This is a genomic window from Cupriavidus sp. CP313, assembly GCF_054072015.1.
The window spans coordinates 48,664-64,488 of the sequence record NZ_JBSVZB010000023.1; the positions used below are offsets into that span (position 1 = coordinate 48,664).

Consider the following 15,825-nt stretch of genomic DNA (forward strand, 5'->3'; position numbering starts at 1 on the left):
CAGCGGCTGGTAAATTTACCTTATCGAACGACCTGCCGGAAACGACACATGCCAGCCACCACCCTCCCCACCCTGCGCCTCTCGCTGCGACTCGAAACCTCCGACCTGTTCGGCGCCATGGAATGGGTGCTGGCCAATGCGCGCCGTACCGGCCTGGCGCCGGCGCAACTCAGCTTCGACGCCGCGCAGCAGGCCGTGCTGCATGCCACCCTGACGGCGGAGGATGCCGGCCTGCTGTGGCTGTTCCTGCGCCGCCTCGACAATGGTTTCGACGTGGAACTGCTGTTTGCCGACGTGGATGACCCGGACAGCGACGCCGTGGCCGACCCGGCCCCGCGCGCCGCCACGCGCCGCACCGACAGCGAACTCGCGCTGACCGCCTGATACCGGCCCCTCTGCGGGCTACGCGGCCTGCGGCAGCAGCTCGATCCCATCGAGCTGCGCCGCGCACGTATCGCGCACGATCGAGACAAAGTCCGCCACATAGGGCCGGCGCGCCATCGCCGCCGGCACCGTGGCGTAGAGCTCGCTCCACAACCCTCTGGCACCGATGCGCTTGGCCAGCACGTAGTCGTGGTCGACGTAGTTCTTCACGCCCCAGTTGGGCAGCGCCGCCACGCCGCGGCGGCTGGCTACCAGCTGCAGCACCGCCACCGTCAGTTCCGCCGTGCGCCGTTCCAGGTGGATGCCCGCGGGCTCCAGCACCTCGCGGATCAGGTCGATGCGCTGCTCGGGCACCGGATAAGTAATCAGCGTTTCGCCGGCCAGGTCCCCGGCTTCGATGCGGCGCTTGTTGCGCAGCCGGTGTTCATTGGCGATGACCGCCAGGATCTCGAAGCGGAACAGCGGCGCGACCTCCAGGCCGCGCCGGGCCGCCGGCTGCGAGCCGATCACCATGTCGGCGCGGCCGTCGCTGAGCAGCGCGATCGGGTCGGCGTGGAAGCCAGCCACCAGGTCCACCTCCACTTCCGGCCAGCGGCGGCGGAACTCATCCATCACCGGCATCAGCCAGTCGAAGCAGGTATGGCATTCCAGCACCACGCGCAGCTCGCCGCGGGTGTCGCCCTTGAGCCGTTCAATATCGCGGTCGGCGGCGCTGACCGCGGCCAGCACCTCGCGCGCCAGCGCCAGCAGGCGTTCGCCCGCCGGCGTGAAGCGCAGCCCCTGGCGCGTGCGGTCGAACAGCGGCAGCCCGTAGTGCGATTCGATCGCCTTGATCTGGTGCGACAGCGCTGACTGGCTGACATGCACGCGCTCGGCCGCGGTGGCCAGCTTGCCGGACTCGGCAATCGCCACCAGCGAGCGCAAATGGCGGACTTCGATCATGCCGTGCCCCCAACCTGCCGCCCGCCCGTCTTGATATGAAATCCATTCATATGTTGTTTAAAACTTGTCGCTTGATTCATTTTACGGGCAAACCGACACTGTGCGCCAGACATCTTCCGGAGCAACATCCATGGCACGCACCCATATCCTCGGCTTTCCCCGCATCGGCGAACGCCGCGAACTGAAATTTGCGCAAGAAGCGTTCTGGCGCGGCGATCGCACCGAGGCCGAGCTGCGCGACGTAGCCGCGCAACTGCGCCGCCGCCACTGGCAGCTGCAGGCCGACCGCGGCCTGGACACGGTCGCCACCGGCGACTTTGCCTATTACGACCAGATGCTGAGCCTGACCGCGCTGCTGGGCGCGCTGCCGCGCCGCTTCGGCTTCGATCCGGCACAGCTCACGCTGACGCAGTACTTCGAGCTGGCGCGCGGCAACCGCGAGCAGCCGGCCATGGAAATGACCAAGTGGTTCGACACCAACTACCACTACCTGGTCCCCGAACTGGACGCCGAGACCACGTTCGAAGGCGGCCCGGCATGGTTCTTCGAGGAAGCCGATGAGGCGCTGGCGCTTGGCCTGCGCGCCCGCCCGGTGCTGATCGGGCCGGTCACCTACCTGTGGCTGTCCAAGAGCCATGTGGCGGGTTTCGACCGCCTGACGCTGCTGCCGCAACTGCTGCAGGGCTATCGCCGCATCCTCGGCCAGCTCAAGGCGCGCGGCATCGAATGGGTGCAGATCGACGAGCCGGCGTTGTGCCTGGACCTGGAGCCGGCCTGGCTCGACGCTTTCGACACCGCCTACGCTGCCTTGCGCGAAGCCGGCCCCAAGCTGCTGCTGGCCACCTATTTCGACACCGCCGCCGACCATGCGCAGCGCGCCGCCGCCCTGCCGGTCGATGGCTTCCATATCGACCTGGTGCGGGCGCCGGAACAGCTGGCAACGTGGCAGGCCGCGCTGCCCGCGCGCGCGGTGCTGTCGCTGGGCGTGATCGACGGCCGCAACATCTGGCGCACCGACCTGCGCCGGGTGCTGGACACGCTGCGCCCGGTGCAGGCCGCGCTGGGCGAGCGCCTGTGGCTGGCACCGTCGTGCTCGCTGCTGCATGTGCCGGTCACGCTCGCGCATGAAGTGCGCCTCGATGCCGAGCTGAAGTCGTGGCTCGCCTTCGCCACCGAAAAGCTCGACGAGCTGTCCGTGCTGGCCCGCGCGCTGAATCAAGGCGACGCCGCCGTCGCCGAAGCGCTGGCAGCATCCGACGCCGCGCAGGCCTCGCGCCGCGCCTCGCGCCGGGTGGTCAACCCGCGTGTGCAGCAGCGGCTGGCAGCCGTGAGCGACGGGATGGCCAACCGCGCCAGCCCCTTTGCCGAGCGCATCGAGCGCCAGCGCCAGGCGCTGCAGCTGCCGCTGTTGCCGACCACCACGATCGGCTCGTTCCCGCAGACCGTCGCCATCCGCCAGACCCGCGCCGCCTTCAAGCGCGGCGAGATCGGCGCGCTCGAATACCTGGAACGCATCCGTGCCGAGATCGCCGTGGCCGTGCGCAAGCAGGAAGCACTGGGGCTGGACGTGCTGGTGCACGGCGAAGCCGAGCGCAACGACATGGTCGAGTACTTCGGCGAGCAGCTGTGCGGCTACGGCTTTACCGAGAACGGCTGGGTGCAGAGCTATGGCTCGCGCTGCGTCAAGCCGCCGGTGATCTACGGCGATGTGTACCGGCCCGAGCCGATGACGGTCGATACCGCCCGCTATGCGCAATCGCTGACCGAGCGGCCGATGAAGGGCATGCTCACCGGCCCCATCACCATGCTCCAGTGGTCCTTCGTGCGCGACGACCAGCCGCGTGCCACCACCGCGCGCCAGCTCGCCCTGGCCATCCGCGATGAAGTGTGCGACCTGGAGCAGGCCGGCATCCGCGTGATCCAGATCGACGAACCCGCGCTGCGCGAAGGCCTGCCGCTGCGCCGCGCCGACTGGGATGCCTACCTGGACTGGGCCGTCACCGCCTTCCGGCTGTCGGCCAGCGGCGTGCAGGACCAGACCCAGATCCACACCCATATGTGCTATGCCGAGTTCAACGACATCCTGCCCGCCATCGCGGCCATGGACGCGGACGTGATCACCATCGAGACCTCGCGCTCGGCGATGGAACTGCTGGAAGGCTTTGGCGACTTCGACTACCCGAACGAGATCGGGCCGGGCGTCTACGACATCCACTCGCCGCGCGTGCCGTCGGTGCAGGCCATGGAGCGGCTGCTGGACCGCGCCTGTGAGGTGGTGCCGCCGCAGCGGCTGTGGGTCAACCCGGACTGCGGCCTGAAGACGCGCGGCTGGGAAGAGACCGAAGCAGCGCTGGCCAATATGGTCAGCGCGGCCCGCGCGCTGCGCGAGCGCCTGTCGGCGCCGGAGGTGACGGCCTGGACGCGCGTCACCCGGACGGCAGCGGCCGGCACCGCGGCGGTGCCGCACGCCACCGGCGCCTGCACCGCCTGCGCCACGCACGCACACTGATGCGCCCGCCGGGCGCCGGGATGCCCCGGCAATAAAGAAGGCCGCATGCCTGTCAGGGCATGCGGCCATGTTGCGCACCAGAGCGGCTGGCCGCGTTGGCCGTGCCTCAGTCCACCTGCATCACCGCCGGCGGCATCCAGTTGCCGTCCAGCAGCACCTGCTCCGGCCAGTACGCGCGCAGCATCATGTTCAGGCCATCGGGCGGCGCCGGCAGCCAGTTCGCTACCTTGGCGCCGGCCGGGCGCTCGTGCTGGATATAGATATCGAGCGAGCCGTCGCGGTTGTAGCGCAGTCGGTCGCGGCTGCCGACGGCGTAGCGCTGGATCGGATTGGGAATGAACGCCTGCCGGTCGTTGTACAGCGTCAGCGACCAGAACGCGCGCGCCGGCGGCAGCTGGTCCTTGTCGAAATGCAGCACATAGCGCGCCCCGCCCTGCAGCGGCTTGCCGTTGGCATCCGTGCGGGTGGAGGCGTAGATCGCGTCTTCGGGCAGGTTGGCACCCAGGCCCACCCACGCGGTCACCGCGCGGCGGCTGTAGCTGGTGCCATAGGTGCCCAGGTCGCGATGCATGACCCAGCCGTTGCCGGCATCGGCATTACCCTTGCGCGCGCCCTGCACGATGGCCGCCAGCGCCGCGGTGGCGCCCTCCTGCACCGCGCGTGCGGTGGAGGGCTCCATCACCGTGGTCTTGAACGGCACCCCAACGGTGATGCCCATGCGGTGGAGCTTGTCGACCATGGCGGCATCGGCGGGCGCCGGCGGATTGGCCGGCAGCAAGGCGGCAAAGCGCGTGAAGAAGGCCTGCGCATCCATTGCCGCCACCTGCTCCACGGGCGAGCTTTCGGTGTCGATGGCCGTGGGCCGCGGCGCAGCCTTGTCGGGCACGCGGCGCCCGCCACCCCAGGCCGACAACGGCGTCAGCCGGTACTGGTCCTGCAGCCGGTGCACCGCCGGGAAGTCCTGCTTGCCATTGGCCTGCGTGCGGCCGATCAGCCAGACCATCGACGTGGGCGAGCGGATCTCCTGCATGCCCTTGGGCAGCGTGCCGCGCCAGTCAGGCCCGGTGATGACGAAATTGCCGCGGCGGGTGCCGGTGGTGCGCTTGCCGGGCGACGCGAACACATTGGTCCACGCATCCATCAGCGGCATCAGGTAGTAGCGCCCTTGCGTATCGGGCACCGACAGGATGACCGGCTCCCTGGACAGGTCGAGCCAGGCCGACGAATACAGCGTGTCGGCATTGGGGCTGACCACGTCGGTGAAGCTTGCGTCCGGGAAGGTGCGCTTGTGGCTGAAGGTATTGACCGGCGTGCGCAGCGTCATCAGCTCGCGCGTCACGTCCATCAGCACCATCGGATAGGCGAAGGTGAAGACCTCGGCCGACAAGGCCTTCATGGCCTGGTCGGACGGCGCTTGCTCGGCGACTGCCGGGCTGGCCCCGTGATCCGGCGCGGAGGCACAGCCGGACAGCATGACGGCGAGCGTGACCGCACTCGCCAGTTGACGAAAGGATGGCTTCATGACCCCGTTTTCCCAGTGTTTTTGCGGCTTTTCGGGCGTTGCGGCTATGACTGCCGGCATGTCGTCCCGAAGGCGCATCTATTCCGTGCGAATCTTGTCCCGCGCGCCGGTGACCTGTCAATTCCTCTGAAGTCGGGAAGCGAGGGCAAGCGCACCGAACGCCAGCGGCATCGGTCATGGGTGAATCATAAAGCACTCTGAGGGGTGATGAAAGCCGCACCCATGGCTGCGGCCGGGATCTTTCCCCGCTCAAGCCTCAGCGCGTCAGGAAATCCAGCACCACCTTGCTGAACGCCTCGGCCTGCTCCAGGTTAGAGATATGTGCGGCCTCCAGCTCGACATAGTGGGCGCCCGGGATCGTCTGCGCCAGGAACACGCCATCGCGCGGCGGCGTGGGCAGGTCGCCCGAGCCGGCGATGACCAGCGTCGGCGTGGCGATCTTTTCGATTTCTGCGCGCAGGTCGGCATCGCGCACGGCCAGGCAGTTGGCCGCATAGCCCGCGGCCGGGCTGGCACTGAGCATGGCGCGCAGCGATGCCACCAGCCCCGGATGCGCGGCCGCGTACGGCGGGGTGATCCATTTGTCGACCACCGCGGCCGCGATCGATGCCACGCCGTCGCGCTCGACCGCCGCGGCGCGGTTGGTCCAGTTCTCCGGCGGGCCGATATAGGCAGCCGTATTGCACAGCACCAGCTTCCGCAGCCGCGGGCCATGGTTCAGGGCCAGCCACATGCCAGTGATGCCACCCATCGACAAGCCGCAGAAACTGGCCTCGCCGATGCCAAGGTGATCGAGCAGCGCGATCACGTCGCCGCCGAGTTGCGCGATGCTGTACGGACCCGCCGGCACCGACGACTCGCCATGGCCGCGCGTGTCATAGCGCAGCACGCGGAAGTGCTGGCTGAAGGCCGCCACCTGCGGCTCCCACATGCTGAAGCTGGTGCCCAGCGAATTGGACAGCACCAGCACCGGCAGGTGCTCGGCGCCATCGAGGCGGTAATGCAGTCGGACGTTGGCGAGGTCGGCGTATGGCATGGCGTTTGGCTCAGGATCAGGGGGCTGGGTGGCAGGCGCTCAGTTCGGCGCGATGGCCGAACCGTGTTGCGCCAGCGGCGTGACCTTGATCTCCATGTACGGGTACAGCGGCAGCGCGGTCAGCAGCGTGTGCAGTTCGTCGTTGTCGCCGACATCAAAAATGCTGACGTTGGCGTACTGGCCCACCACGCGCCACAGGTGGCGCCACTTGCCTTCGCGCTGCAGGCGCTGCGACATGGCCTTCTCGTCGGCCTTGAGCTGCTCGACCAGCTGCGGATCGAGCGATGCGGGAATCTTGACGGTCATTTCGGCCATGAACAACATGGGGTCTCCTTGTCTGGGGGTACGGTGGGATGGAGGCAGCGTGGGCTGCCTCGTCAAAGATGGCGCACGCCGTCGAGATAGGCCTTGCGCCAGCGCACGATGCGCACCTCCGCAAACAGGCCCGCCTGCGTGAACGGATCGGCGTCGATGAATTGCTGTGCCGCGTCGCGGGTGTCGACATCGACGATGTAGATGCCGCCGCCGGCGTCCGAGCCATCGTCGTTGAGCTTGGCGCCGCAGGCCAGCAGCAGCGCCTTGTTCGCTTCCAGGTAATCCAGGTGGCTGGCGCGGGTGGCCTGGCGCACGTGCTGGTGATTGGGCTTGTCGACGGTTTCGATCAGGTACGGCATGGCGGTCCTCCTGTCAGCGGCACGCTGGCCGCGGGTCAAAGTCAGGCAATCTGCGCGCCCCACAGCAGCAGCGCGGCAATGTAGATCAGGCCCACCCAGAACATCATGATCACGGTGTAGCCCATCACGTCCTTCAGGTTCAGCTTGGACAGCGCCAGCGCCGGCAATATCCAGAACGGCTGCACCAGGTCGTTCCAGGCATTGCCGAGCATCACCGACATCGAAGTCTGGCTGACCGAGCTGTTGATGGCCTTGGCCGCATCGACCATGAACGGGCCCTGGATCATCCAGTGGCCACCGCCCGAGGGCGCGAAGAAGTTGATCACGAACGAGCTGAGCAGCCCCCAGAACGGCAGCGTCTGCGGCGTGGCGATATCCACGAACACGCGCGAGATCGTATCCACCAGCCCCGAGCCGGCCATGATCGCCATGATGCCTGCATAGAACGGATACTGCAGGATGATGCCGGAAATGGTCTTGATGCCTTCGTTCAGCTTGGCCACGTAGTTGACCGGCGTGCCCAGCAGCAGCACGCCCGCGAACAGGATCAGGAAGTTGATCAGGTTCAGGTCGAGCGAGCCGCCCTGCGTGAAGTAGATGACCGCGTAGGCCATGCCGCACAGGCCGATGGCCAGGCTCAGGATGCGGCTGTTGTTCAGGCGCGCGGCCAGGGTGTTCTCGCCGCCCATGCTGTGGGCCGAGCCGGTCTCGGCCTGCGCGGGTTCCTGGTCGCGGCGGATCTCCACGACATCGGCCGGGTTGCGCGGATGCAGCCAGGCATTGAGCAGCGGCAGCGTGACGATCACCGCCAGGCTGGTCAACAGCATCGGCGTGGAGAAGATGGTTTCAGACAGCGGGATCACGCCCATCAGCTTTTCCATCGGGTGGCCCGGGGTGGAGATCAGCACCGGGATGCTGGCCGACAGGCCCAGCCCGTACAGGGTGAAGCCGCTGTACGCGGCCGCGATGATCAGCGGGTAATGCACGCCACGGACCTTCAGCGCCAGCTTCCTGGCGATGATGCCGCCGATCACCAGCCCGAAGCCCCAGTTCAGGTAGCTGCCGATGCCGCCCACCAGCGTGGCGACGATCACCGCGGTGCGCGGCGAGTGCACTGCGCTGACGATGCGGTCGAGCATGCGGTCAGTGAACGGCGCGGTGGCCAGCACATAGCCCATCGCCAGGATCACCGCCATCTGCGTGGTGAATGCCAGCAGGTTCCAGAACCCCTTGCCCCAGCTGGCGATCACGGCCGGCGCTGCCTGCCCTTGCACCGTCACCGCCAGCGCCATCGTCAGCAAGGTCAGGCCGATGGCAAATACAAAGGGATCCGGCAGGTACCGGCGCATGAGTTCGGTGAAGAACCCGGCGATCTTGCTCATAGTTTCCTTGTCTCCAGTGTCAGCCAAAGTTACGCCATTAGAACTACAGTTCTATATGCGAACTTCGCAAATATGCGTGGCTATGCTAATGGCCGGTCGACCGGTAGGTCAAGGAAATGGGGAAGCGCGATTACCGTCGTTTCGCGCAACAATTATGGAGTTTGCCGCCTGGCATTTTCAGCGCAGCCGCCCTGCAATGCGGCCGATCGGCAGGATCAATAGCGCATCTGCACATCGTCGACCTTGCCCGTACGCGCGTTGTACAGGCAGGCATAGTGGAAGCCGATCGCCGACGAACTGTCGTCAGGCTCGAACACGCCTTCACCATTGACCGAGGTCTGCGCATTGGGGCGCAGGTAGTACTGCTCGCGGTCGGCCATCAGCATCACGCTGCCGGGCTGCGGGTAGCGGCGCTTGAGGGCTTCCGCCACGGCCGGCTCGCAGGCAGTGGACGCGGCCCTGGATGCGGCTTGTGGATCGACGGTGATGCGGGTAGTGGCCGGGGGCACAGGGCGCGGTGCCATCTGCGGCGGCGTTTCGCAGGCGGCCAGCAGGCACACCAGCGGCAGGCACAGGCAAGAAGCTCGGATCACGCGGACCTCCTCCGAAGAGGGCGCCGGCAACGGCACCCCAAAAAGTGAAGCGGAGCTATCAGGTTACTGCCTCTGGCCGGAAAAGCCAAAGCCGGCGCGCCCCGGCAGCCCGGCAATCCCCGCCGATAGCGAATCTTTGAACGCGGCTAAACTATGGCTCGCGGCAGCGCCCCGGGTTCCGGCCAGGTGCGCGCCGCCAGCACAACCATGATGCCGACACAATGACAACCACAGAGACAAGCGGCAACCGCACTGCCACCCCTGCCCCCCTGCTGCGCACCGCCGCCAGCCTGCTCGTCGTGCGCGATGCGCCGGCCGGCATGGAAGTGCTGCTGGTACGCCGCGTCGAACGCGCCAACGACCGCAGCAGCGGCGCCTACGTTTTCCCCGGCGGCACGCTCGACGCGCAGGACAAGGCCCTGCACGCGCATGCCCACGGCCTGGACGACGCTCTTGCCAGCGAACGCCTGGGCCTGCCGGCCAGCGGCCTGGACTTCTACCTGGCCGCCTTGCGCGAATGCTATGAAGAGGCCGGCCTGCTGTTTGCCTGCGACCGCGACGGGCGCCTGCAGTCGCCGCACCAGCTCGACGCCGCCGGGAAGGCGCTGCTGCGCGAAGCAGTGCAGCGCGGCGGCCCCGGCCTGGCCCACGCTTGCGAGCAACTGGGCCTGCGCCTGGCGGCCGACCGGCTCGCCTATCACAGCTACTGGCTGACGCCGCCCGGCCTGCCCAAGCGTTTCGATACGCGCTTCTTTGTCGCCATCGCCCCCGAAGGCCAGGTGGCCGTGCCCGACGGCACCGAGATCGTGGAGCACCGCTGGATCCGCCCCGGCGAAGCCGCCGATCCCGCCAACGGCCTGCCGCTGCTGCACGTCACGCGCCGCACGCTGAGCTCGATCGCACAGTTTGAGAGCGCCGCGGCCTGCTTCGCCTATTTCTCGCAGCTGCGCGGCATTGCCTGCATCATGCCGCGGCTGGCCACCGGCGCGGCCGGCGTGCGCCCGGTGATGCCCAACGAGCCGTGCTACGCCGAGATCGGCCGCATCGATCCCGACGGCAACACGCACGGCCGTTATGAACTGGCACCGGGCGTGCCGGTACGGCTGTCCGAGCGCGTCTGGCGCGTGACCGCCAACAACGGCAGCGTGATGACGGGCCCGGGCACCAACACCTACCTGGTAGGCGGCGGCGCGCGCAATGAATGGGCCGTGATCGATCCGGGCCCGGACGACGGCGAGCACGTGCGCGCCATCCTTGCTGCCGCGCCCGGTCCGATCCGCTGGATCCTCGCCACGCATACCCACCTGGACCATTCGCCCGCGGCCGCCGTGCTGCAGGCCGCCACCGGCGCCACGGTGCTCGGGCGTGCCGCGCCAGCCGGCCAGTGGCAGGACGCCAGCTTCGAACCACAGCGCGAACTGGACCACGGCGAGCGCCTTGCCATCACTGAGGACTGCACCCTGCGCGTGTGCCACACGCCGGGCCACGCCTCGAACCACCTCTGCTACCTGCTGGAAGAAGAAAAGACACTCTTCACCGGCGACCACGTGATGCAGGGTTCGACCGTCGTCATCGGCCCGCCCGATGGCGATATGCGCGCCTACCTGGACTCGCTCGCAGCGCTGCAGGACGAGGACCTCGACTGGCTGGCGCCGGGGCATGGCTTCCTGATCGCGCGCCCGCAGGACGCCATCCGCATCCTGGTCCGGCACCGGCTGCAGCGCGAGGCCAAGGTCGCTGCCGCGCTGCGCGAACTGGGCCCGGCACCGATCAGCGAGCTGGTCCTGCGCGTCTACGACGATGTGCCGCCGCGCATGCATCCGGTCGCGCAGCGATCGCTGCTGGCGCACCTGCTCAAGCTGCGCGATGACGGCAAGGCGCAGGAAGCGGACGGCATCTGGTCGGAAGCCACGGCGTAGCGCCGGCGCGGGCATCGGGGCCAGTTGAAGTTTTTTGGCGGGGGGCTTGCGCAAACCAGAAATTGCGCTACAATGGCGCCTCTCGTGTGCGGCTGTAGCTCAGTTGGATAGAGTACTTGGCTACGAACCAAGGGGTCGTGGGTTCGAATCCTGCCAGCCGCGCCACCTATGCAGAAAGAAAAAGGGCTTCCGTTTCCGGAAGCCCTTTTTTCATTGCGGCGCTCGCATTTGGCGCCACCCTCCCTGTACCACCCTACCACCGATAGCGCGCCCCGACCGTTCCGCCCGGGTTGCGCCCCGCCCTCACCTTGAACCACAGCTTCATGCCGGTCGACGTATTGCCATGCGCGCCGATGTTGAAGGAGAACAGCCCGCGCAGCAGGTCGGCATCGATCTTGGTGCCGTTGATGTTGATGACCTGCTTGCGGCTGTCCTGCCACCAGTCTGCTTCGACGAAGGGATAGATGCCGGCCAGCCGCGTCGGCTGCGCGCCGTACAGGCGCACGCCGATACCGGCGGCGCTGGCATCGCCGGGCATGGCTTGCATCGGCATGCCGGAGACGGGAGACATGCCGGGCTGGTAGGCCAGCTGCAAGCGCGGCTGGATGGTCAGCCCGCCTGCGCGCGGCACCACGGCATCGACGGCCAGCGCCATGGTGCGCACGTGACTGTCGACAAAACCGCCTGCGGTGGTGATGTCGTCCAGGTGCAGCGACACCCGGCGCGGGCGCTCGGCCATGGCGGCGGTTTCACGGTCCACCGCGGCAAGGCCGGGAGCATCGTCATCGGGCCCGGGGCCCATGGCAAGCGTTAACGCGGATGGGGACGACGGCGACAGCGCGGCATACTCGACGGTGACGGGCTCGGCGGGCGTGGCGGACCAGGCAGGAGAAACGGTATCGGCAACCAGCAGATCAGGCACGTCGGCCATGGCGGGCTGCCCGGGTTGCGCCTGCAGCGGCTGGTCCCAGCCGGAGACGCCATGACTTTCCGGAACGGCGTCATCTGCATGGGCCAGTGCACACATCAGCATGGCCAGGATGACGCTGTACTGCAGGTGATGCAGGACCATGCCGGGGTGCGCGGCACATGCGTGCCACCCGGGGCAAGTCCCCGCCTCCCTCTCTCTCGATGACAAGACCGTAGTCATGGCAACCACCTTCGGACGTTATATGTGCCTGCCCGATGAGCTTGAGCATAGGTCAAATGCCCTGCCAGCGTTAGCCGGGAATGTTCGGCCGCGCGCGCGCCGTGCGGCGCTGTCGGTGAGCAAATTTGGCCGGGCCGCAGCGCCTTTTCGTCAATAATGGCGGCAATGACAAATCTTGCAGACATGGCCCGGCATGCTGCTGCCGGGAGCAAACCTTATGGCCTTGTGGCGACGTGCGCGCCGGCGTGAGTCCGAACCCGGGGGCATGGCGCCGCCGGCCGGACGCAGCCGCAGCCTGAAGCGCAAGCTGGCGATCGCCACCGCGGTCGGCGGGCTCTGTACCCTGGTGCTCGCCGCGCTGGTGATGGCCCGCTCGTATGGCGACTTCACCTCGGCGCGGCAGAACCTGTACGACATCTCGGCGTACCGCGAGCTGCTGGAGGCCGCCAACGTGCTGTCCGCGGAACGCGGACCGGCCAACAGCGTGCTGGGAGAGCCACCCTCGCCCCACACCCCCGCGCGTGAACGCCTGCAAGCCTTCCGCGCCCACAGCGACGCCGCGCTGGCGCGCCTGGCCGCGCCGCCACCGGCACCCTTCGGCCTGCACCACCACCACCTGCCGCCGCTGATGGTCGAGCGCGTGCGCGAACGCCTGGCGCGGGCGCGGGCCGAGATCGACGAACTCGCCGGGCGCCCGCGCCAGGACCGCGACATGGACGAGATCCGCCATGCCATCGAAAGCATGTTTGAGGTCGTGGACGCGCTGCAGCCGGCCATCGCCTGGCAGGTGCGCGAACTCTCCGCCTGCGACGACGGCCTGGCGGCGCCGGCGCTGACCGGCAGGATGCTGGGCGACCTGCGCGAGTATGGCGGGCGCATCGCCTCGCAGATCATGGCGCCCGTGGCGGCGCGCCAGCCGATGCCGGTGCAGAGCCTGGTGGATGCCACGCGCTCGCGCGGCCGGCTGCTGGAGCTATGGCAGCTGGCGGGGCCGGCGTACAACATGTTCGGCGCCGTGCCCGCGCTGGAGCAGGCATACGCCGACGCCGGCCATCAGTTCTTCGGCCAGGGCCTGGCCATGATCGACAGCCTGGTTGCGCAGGGCCGCGTGTCGGGCCATTACTCGATGACGCCGACGGAGCTGACCAACCGCTATGTGCGCACGCTGGAGCCGCTGGAGCGGCTGCGCAGCGTATTCCTGGACGAGGTGGTCGCGCATTTCACCGCAACGCGCGCACAGGCGCTGCGCGAGCTGACGGCCGCGTGCGGCACGTCGGCGCTGATCCTTGCCGTGCTGGGCTACGTGCTGGTGTTCACGCAGCGCTCGGTGTTCCTGCCGCTGCTGCGCGCCGGCGACGAAGTGATCGGCCTGGCCGAGGCGCGCGGCCACCCGCACTACGCTGCGCCAGCGGCGTCCACCAGGCCGGCGGCGGAGATGCGGCGCCTGTTCGATGCCATCGAGATCCTGCGCCGCAAGCTGCGCGAGCGCGCCTCGCTGACCGCGCAACTGGAACACCAGGCGCGTACCGACAGCCTGACCGGGCTGCTGAACCGGCGCGCGCTGGAGTTGGTGGCCGCGCAGTACGCGGCACACGACAGCGCCAGCCTGGTGCTGATCGACGTGGACCGCTTCAAGCAGATCAACGACCGCCATGGCCATGCCGCCGGCGACCAGGTGCTGCGCGACCTCGCTGCGATGATGCGCGCGCTGGTGCCGCCCGAAGGCGTGCTGGCACGCTTCGGCGGCGAGGAGTTCGCGCTGCTGCTGCCGCACGGCAGGCCGGGTGAGGCCGCCGCGCTGGCCGAAGCCCTGCGCGCGGAAGTCGCGTCCCGCCCGGTCTACCTGTCGGGCAGCACCCAGCTGCGCGTCCCTGCCAGCTTCGGCGTGGCCATCGGGCGCGGCGGCGAGCGTCACTGGCAGCGGCTATTCGGCGCGGCCGACGCGGCCATGTACCGCGCCAAGGCCGAAGGGCGCAATTGCGTGCGCGAGGCACAGCGCGAGGAAGGGGTGGCAACCGGCTGAACCAGGCCGGCCCCGGAACCAGCACCGAAACGATGGACGAAAAAAAACCCGCATCGCTGCGGGTTTATTCAAGATAACCGAGGCTGGTGCCTCGGTATCGAATGGCGGTGCCCGGAAAGAACTCGGTCGTTCAGGCCGGGCTGAAATGAAGAAAGGCTCGCTTGCGCGAGCCTTTCCGAATATTGGTGCCCAGAAGAGGACTCGAACCTCCACAGTGTTGCCACCGCTAGGACCTGAACCTAGTGCGTCTACCAATTCCGCCATCTGGGCTTCGTTTCGCTGCATTGCTGCTGCGATGCGAAGAAAGAAATTATGCCGAGCACAACAAGGACTGTCAACACCCTGACGCAAAAAATTTGTGCGCCCTATTGCCCGCCGCCGCGCCGCAGAAAGTCCACCTGCGCCGGCCGGCCAGGCAGGTCCAGCGCGGCCATCGCCGGGGGCATGCTGGCGATGGTCTTGCCGGCACGCAGCACCCGCAGCCGCGTGGCGCGCAGGCGGATCGCCTCCACCGGGTCGCGCGCCTGCAGCAGCACCAGGTCGGCGCGGCAGCCAGGCGCCACGCCGTAGCCGTCCAGCCCCAGGATCTGCGCGGGCGTGGCGGTCACCGCGGCGAAGCAGGCGCGCATGGCCTCCTGCCCGGTCATCTGCGCGACATGCAGCCCCATGTGCGCCACTTCCAGCATGTCGCCGGAGCCCAGGCTGTACCACGGATCCATCACGCAATCGTGGCCGAACGCCACCGGCACGCCGGCAGCCAGCAACTCCGGCACACGCGTCATGCCGCGGCGCCGGGGATAGGTATCGTGCCGCCCCTGCAGCGTGATGTTGATCAGCGGATTGGCGATCGCCGCCACGCCGGCCTCGCGCATCAGCGGGATCAGCTTGGACACGTAGTAGTTGTCCATCGAATGCATCGAGGTCAGGTGCGAGCCCGCCACCCTGCCCTGCAGGCCGAGCCGCACGGACTCGCTGGCCAGCGTCTCGATATGGCGCGACAGCGGGTCGTCGCTCTCGTCGCAATGCATGTCGACGCGCAGGCCGCGGTCCGCCGCCAGCTCGCACAGCAGCCGGACCGATTCGGCGCCCTGCGCCATGGTGCGCTCGAAATGCGGGATGCCGCCGACCACGTCGACGCCCATGTCCAGCGCGCGCTTCAGGTTGCCCAGCGCGCCGGGCGCGCGCAGCACCCCGTCCTGCGGGAACGCCACCAGCTGCAGGTCCAGGTAGGGACGCACGCGCTCGCGCACGTGCAGCAGCGCCTCCACCGCCAGCAGCCGTGGATCGCACACGTCCACATGCGAGCGGATCGCCAGCATCCCGCGCGCCACCGCCCAGTCGCAATAGGCCAGTGCGCGCTCGACCAGCGCTTCCTGCGTCAGCATCGGCTTGAGCTCGCCCCACAGCGCAATGCCTTCGAGCAGCGTGCCCGACTGGTTCACGCGCGGCAGCCCGTACGACAGCGTGGCGTCCATATGGAAGTGCGCATCGACGAACGGCGGCGTCACCAGCTGGCCGGCCGCATCGATCTCCTCGGCGGCGCGCGCGGCCAGTGCCGGCTCAACCGCGGCGATGCGGCCTGCGGCAATGCCGATATCGATGTCGGTGCGCCCGTCGGGCAGGTTGCAGTGCCGCAGGATCAGGTCGAGCATGGGGGTCTCTCAGGCAGGAGGCACGGCGATGTTCTCACG

The 15,825-nt window shown here is 68.2% G+C and carries 13 protein-coding genes and 2 tRNA genes; 5 read left to right on the plus strand and 10 right to left on the minus strand.

All coding sequences use genetic code 11. From position 1 onward, the window contains the following. Positions 1-48: 48 nt before the first annotated feature. Positions 49-384 (plus strand): AsnC family transcriptional regulator, encoded by a 336-nt coding sequence (locus ACW4E8_RS27105; protein WP_456807330.1) that lies wholly within the window; start codon positions 49-51, stop codon positions 382-384. Positions 385-402: 18 nt separating this feature from the next. On the opposite strand, the gene ACW4E8_RS27110 is transcribed toward ACW4E8_RS27105, so the two are convergent. Further along, positions 403-1,326: a LysR family transcriptional regulator gene (locus ACW4E8_RS27110; RefSeq protein ID WP_010814566.1), complete on the minus strand. Its 924-nt coding sequence runs from the start codon at positions 1,324-1,326 to the stop codon at positions 403-405. 130 nt (positions 1,327-1,456) lie between these two features. Between ACW4E8_RS27110 and metE the strand changes: the two genes are divergently transcribed. Beyond that, positions 1,457-3,835 (plus strand): 5-methyltetrahydropteroyltriglutamate--homocysteine S-methyltransferase, encoded by a 2,379-nt coding sequence (gene metE / locus ACW4E8_RS27115; protein WP_456807331.1) that lies wholly within the window; start codon positions 1,457-1,459, stop codon positions 3,833-3,835. Positions 3,836-3,941: 106 nt separating this feature from the next. On the opposite strand, the gene ACW4E8_RS27120 is transcribed toward metE, so the two are convergent. From ACW4E8_RS27120 to ACW4E8_RS27145, 6 genes are all read right to left on the minus strand, one after another. Further along, positions 3,942-5,357: a DUF1254 domain-containing protein gene (locus ACW4E8_RS27120; protein ID WP_456807332.1), complete on the minus strand. Its 1,416-nt coding sequence runs from the start codon at positions 5,355-5,357 to the stop codon at positions 3,942-3,944. A gap of 256 nt (positions 5,358-5,613) precedes the next feature. Next, positions 5,614-6,393, minus strand: coding sequence for a 3-oxoadipate enol-lactonase (gene pcaD / locus ACW4E8_RS27125; RefSeq protein ID WP_456807333.1), 780 nt, complete (start codon positions 6,391-6,393; stop codon positions 5,614-5,616). A gap of 39 nt (positions 6,394-6,432) precedes the next feature. Next, positions 6,433-6,717 carry a muconolactone Delta-isomerase gene (catC, locus tag ACW4E8_RS27130; RefSeq protein WP_456807334.1) on the minus strand — a complete coding sequence of 95 codons (285 nt, stop codon included), beginning with the start codon at positions 6,715-6,717 and terminating at the stop codon, positions 6,433-6,435. Between the two features lie 53 nt (positions 6,718-6,770). Next, positions 6,771-7,067 carry a YciI family protein gene (locus tag ACW4E8_RS27135; RefSeq protein ID WP_035815249.1) on the minus strand — a complete coding sequence of 99 codons (297 nt, stop codon included), beginning with the start codon at positions 7,065-7,067 and terminating at the stop codon, positions 6,771-6,773. Between the two features lie 41 nt (positions 7,068-7,108). Next, a complete protein-coding gene (locus ACW4E8_RS27140; RefSeq protein WP_456807335.1) occupies positions 7,109-8,449 on the minus strand; it encodes a short-chain fatty acid transporter in 1,341 nt (446 codons plus the stop codon). A gap of 215 nt (positions 8,450-8,664) precedes the next feature. After that, positions 8,665-9,042, minus strand: coding sequence for a hypothetical protein (locus ACW4E8_RS27145; RefSeq protein WP_035815245.1), 378 nt, complete (start codon positions 9,040-9,042; stop codon positions 8,665-8,667). A gap of 221 nt (positions 9,043-9,263) precedes the next feature. On the opposite strand from ACW4E8_RS27145, the gene ACW4E8_RS27150 reads away from it, so the two are divergent. Further along, positions 9,264-10,961 (plus strand): MBL fold metallo-hydrolase, encoded by a 1,698-nt coding sequence (locus ACW4E8_RS27150; RefSeq protein ID WP_456807336.1) that lies wholly within the window; start codon positions 9,264-9,266, stop codon positions 10,959-10,961. Between the two features lie 88 nt (positions 10,962-11,049). Then, a tRNA-Arg gene (locus tag ACW4E8_RS27155) sits at positions 11,050-11,126 on the plus strand. Between the two features lie 88 nt (positions 11,127-11,214). On the opposite strand, the gene ACW4E8_RS27160 is transcribed toward ACW4E8_RS27155, so the two are convergent. Then, the gene (locus tag ACW4E8_RS27160) at positions 11,215-12,111 is read right to left on the minus strand and encodes a hydrolase (protein WP_456807337.1); all 897 of its coding nucleotides are present in this window, start codon (positions 12,109-12,111) and stop codon (positions 11,215-11,217) included. Positions 12,112-12,328: 217 nt separating this feature from the next. Between ACW4E8_RS27160 and ACW4E8_RS27165 the strand changes: the two genes are divergently transcribed. Beyond that, positions 12,329-14,134, plus strand: a complete 1,806-nt coding sequence (locus ACW4E8_RS27165; protein ID WP_456807338.1) for a GGDEF domain-containing protein — start codon at positions 12,329-12,331, stop codon at positions 14,132-14,134. A gap of 183 nt (positions 14,135-14,317) precedes the next feature. Here ACW4E8_RS27165 and ACW4E8_RS27170 read toward each other — a convergent pair. After that, positions 14,318-14,404 (minus strand) — tRNA-Leu (locus ACW4E8_RS27170). A gap of 95 nt (positions 14,405-14,499) precedes the next feature. Beyond that, positions 14,500-15,786, minus strand: coding sequence for an amidohydrolase family protein (locus ACW4E8_RS27175; protein WP_456807339.1), 1,287 nt, complete (start codon positions 15,784-15,786; stop codon positions 14,500-14,502). Positions 15,787-15,825 lie beyond the last annotated feature (39 nt).

Bases quoted from the DNA above. Each gene is read 5' to 3' on its own strand.
- pcaD (WP_456807333.1), bottom strand. From the start codon at position 6,393: ATGCCATACGCCGACCTCGCCAACGTCCGACTGCATTACCGCCTCGAT.
- metE (WP_456807331.1), top strand. From the start codon at position 1,457: ATGGCACGCACCCATATCCTCGGCTTTCCCCGCATCGGCGAACGCCGC.
- ACW4E8_RS27110 (WP_010814566.1), bottom strand. From the start codon at position 1,326: ATGATCGAAGTCCGCCATTTGCGCTCGCTGGTGGCGATTGCCGAGTCC.
- ACW4E8_RS27165 (WP_456807338.1), top strand. From the start codon at position 12,329: ATGGCCTTGTGGCGACGTGCGCGCCGGCGTGAGTCCGAACCCGGGGGC.
- ACW4E8_RS27120 (WP_456807332.1), bottom strand. From the start codon at position 5,357: ATGAAGCCATCCTTTCGTCAACTGGCGAGTGCGGTCACGCTCGCCGTC.
- catC (WP_456807334.1), bottom strand. From the start codon at position 6,717: ATGTTGTTCATGGCCGAAATGACCGTCAAGATTCCCGCATCGCTCGAT.
- ACW4E8_RS27105 (WP_456807330.1), top strand. From the start codon at position 49: ATGCCAGCCACCACCCTCCCCACCCTGCGCCTCTCGCTGCGACTCGAA.
- ACW4E8_RS27175 (WP_456807339.1), bottom strand. From the start codon at position 15,786: ATGCTCGACCTGATCCTGCGGCACTGCAACCTGCCCGACGGGCGCACC.
- ACW4E8_RS27160 (WP_456807337.1), bottom strand. From the start codon at position 12,111: ATGACTACGGTCTTGTCATCGAGAGAGAGGGAGGCGGGGACTTGCCCC.
- ACW4E8_RS27150 (WP_456807336.1), top strand. From the start codon at position 9,264: ATGACAACCACAGAGACAAGCGGCAACCGCACTGCCACCCCTGCCCCC.
- ACW4E8_RS27140 (WP_456807335.1), bottom strand. From the start codon at position 8,449: ATGAGCAAGATCGCCGGGTTCTTCACCGAACTCATGCGCCGGTACCTG.
- ACW4E8_RS27135 (WP_035815249.1), bottom strand. From the start codon at position 7,067: ATGCCGTACCTGATCGAAACCGTCGACAAGCCCAATCACCAGCACGTG.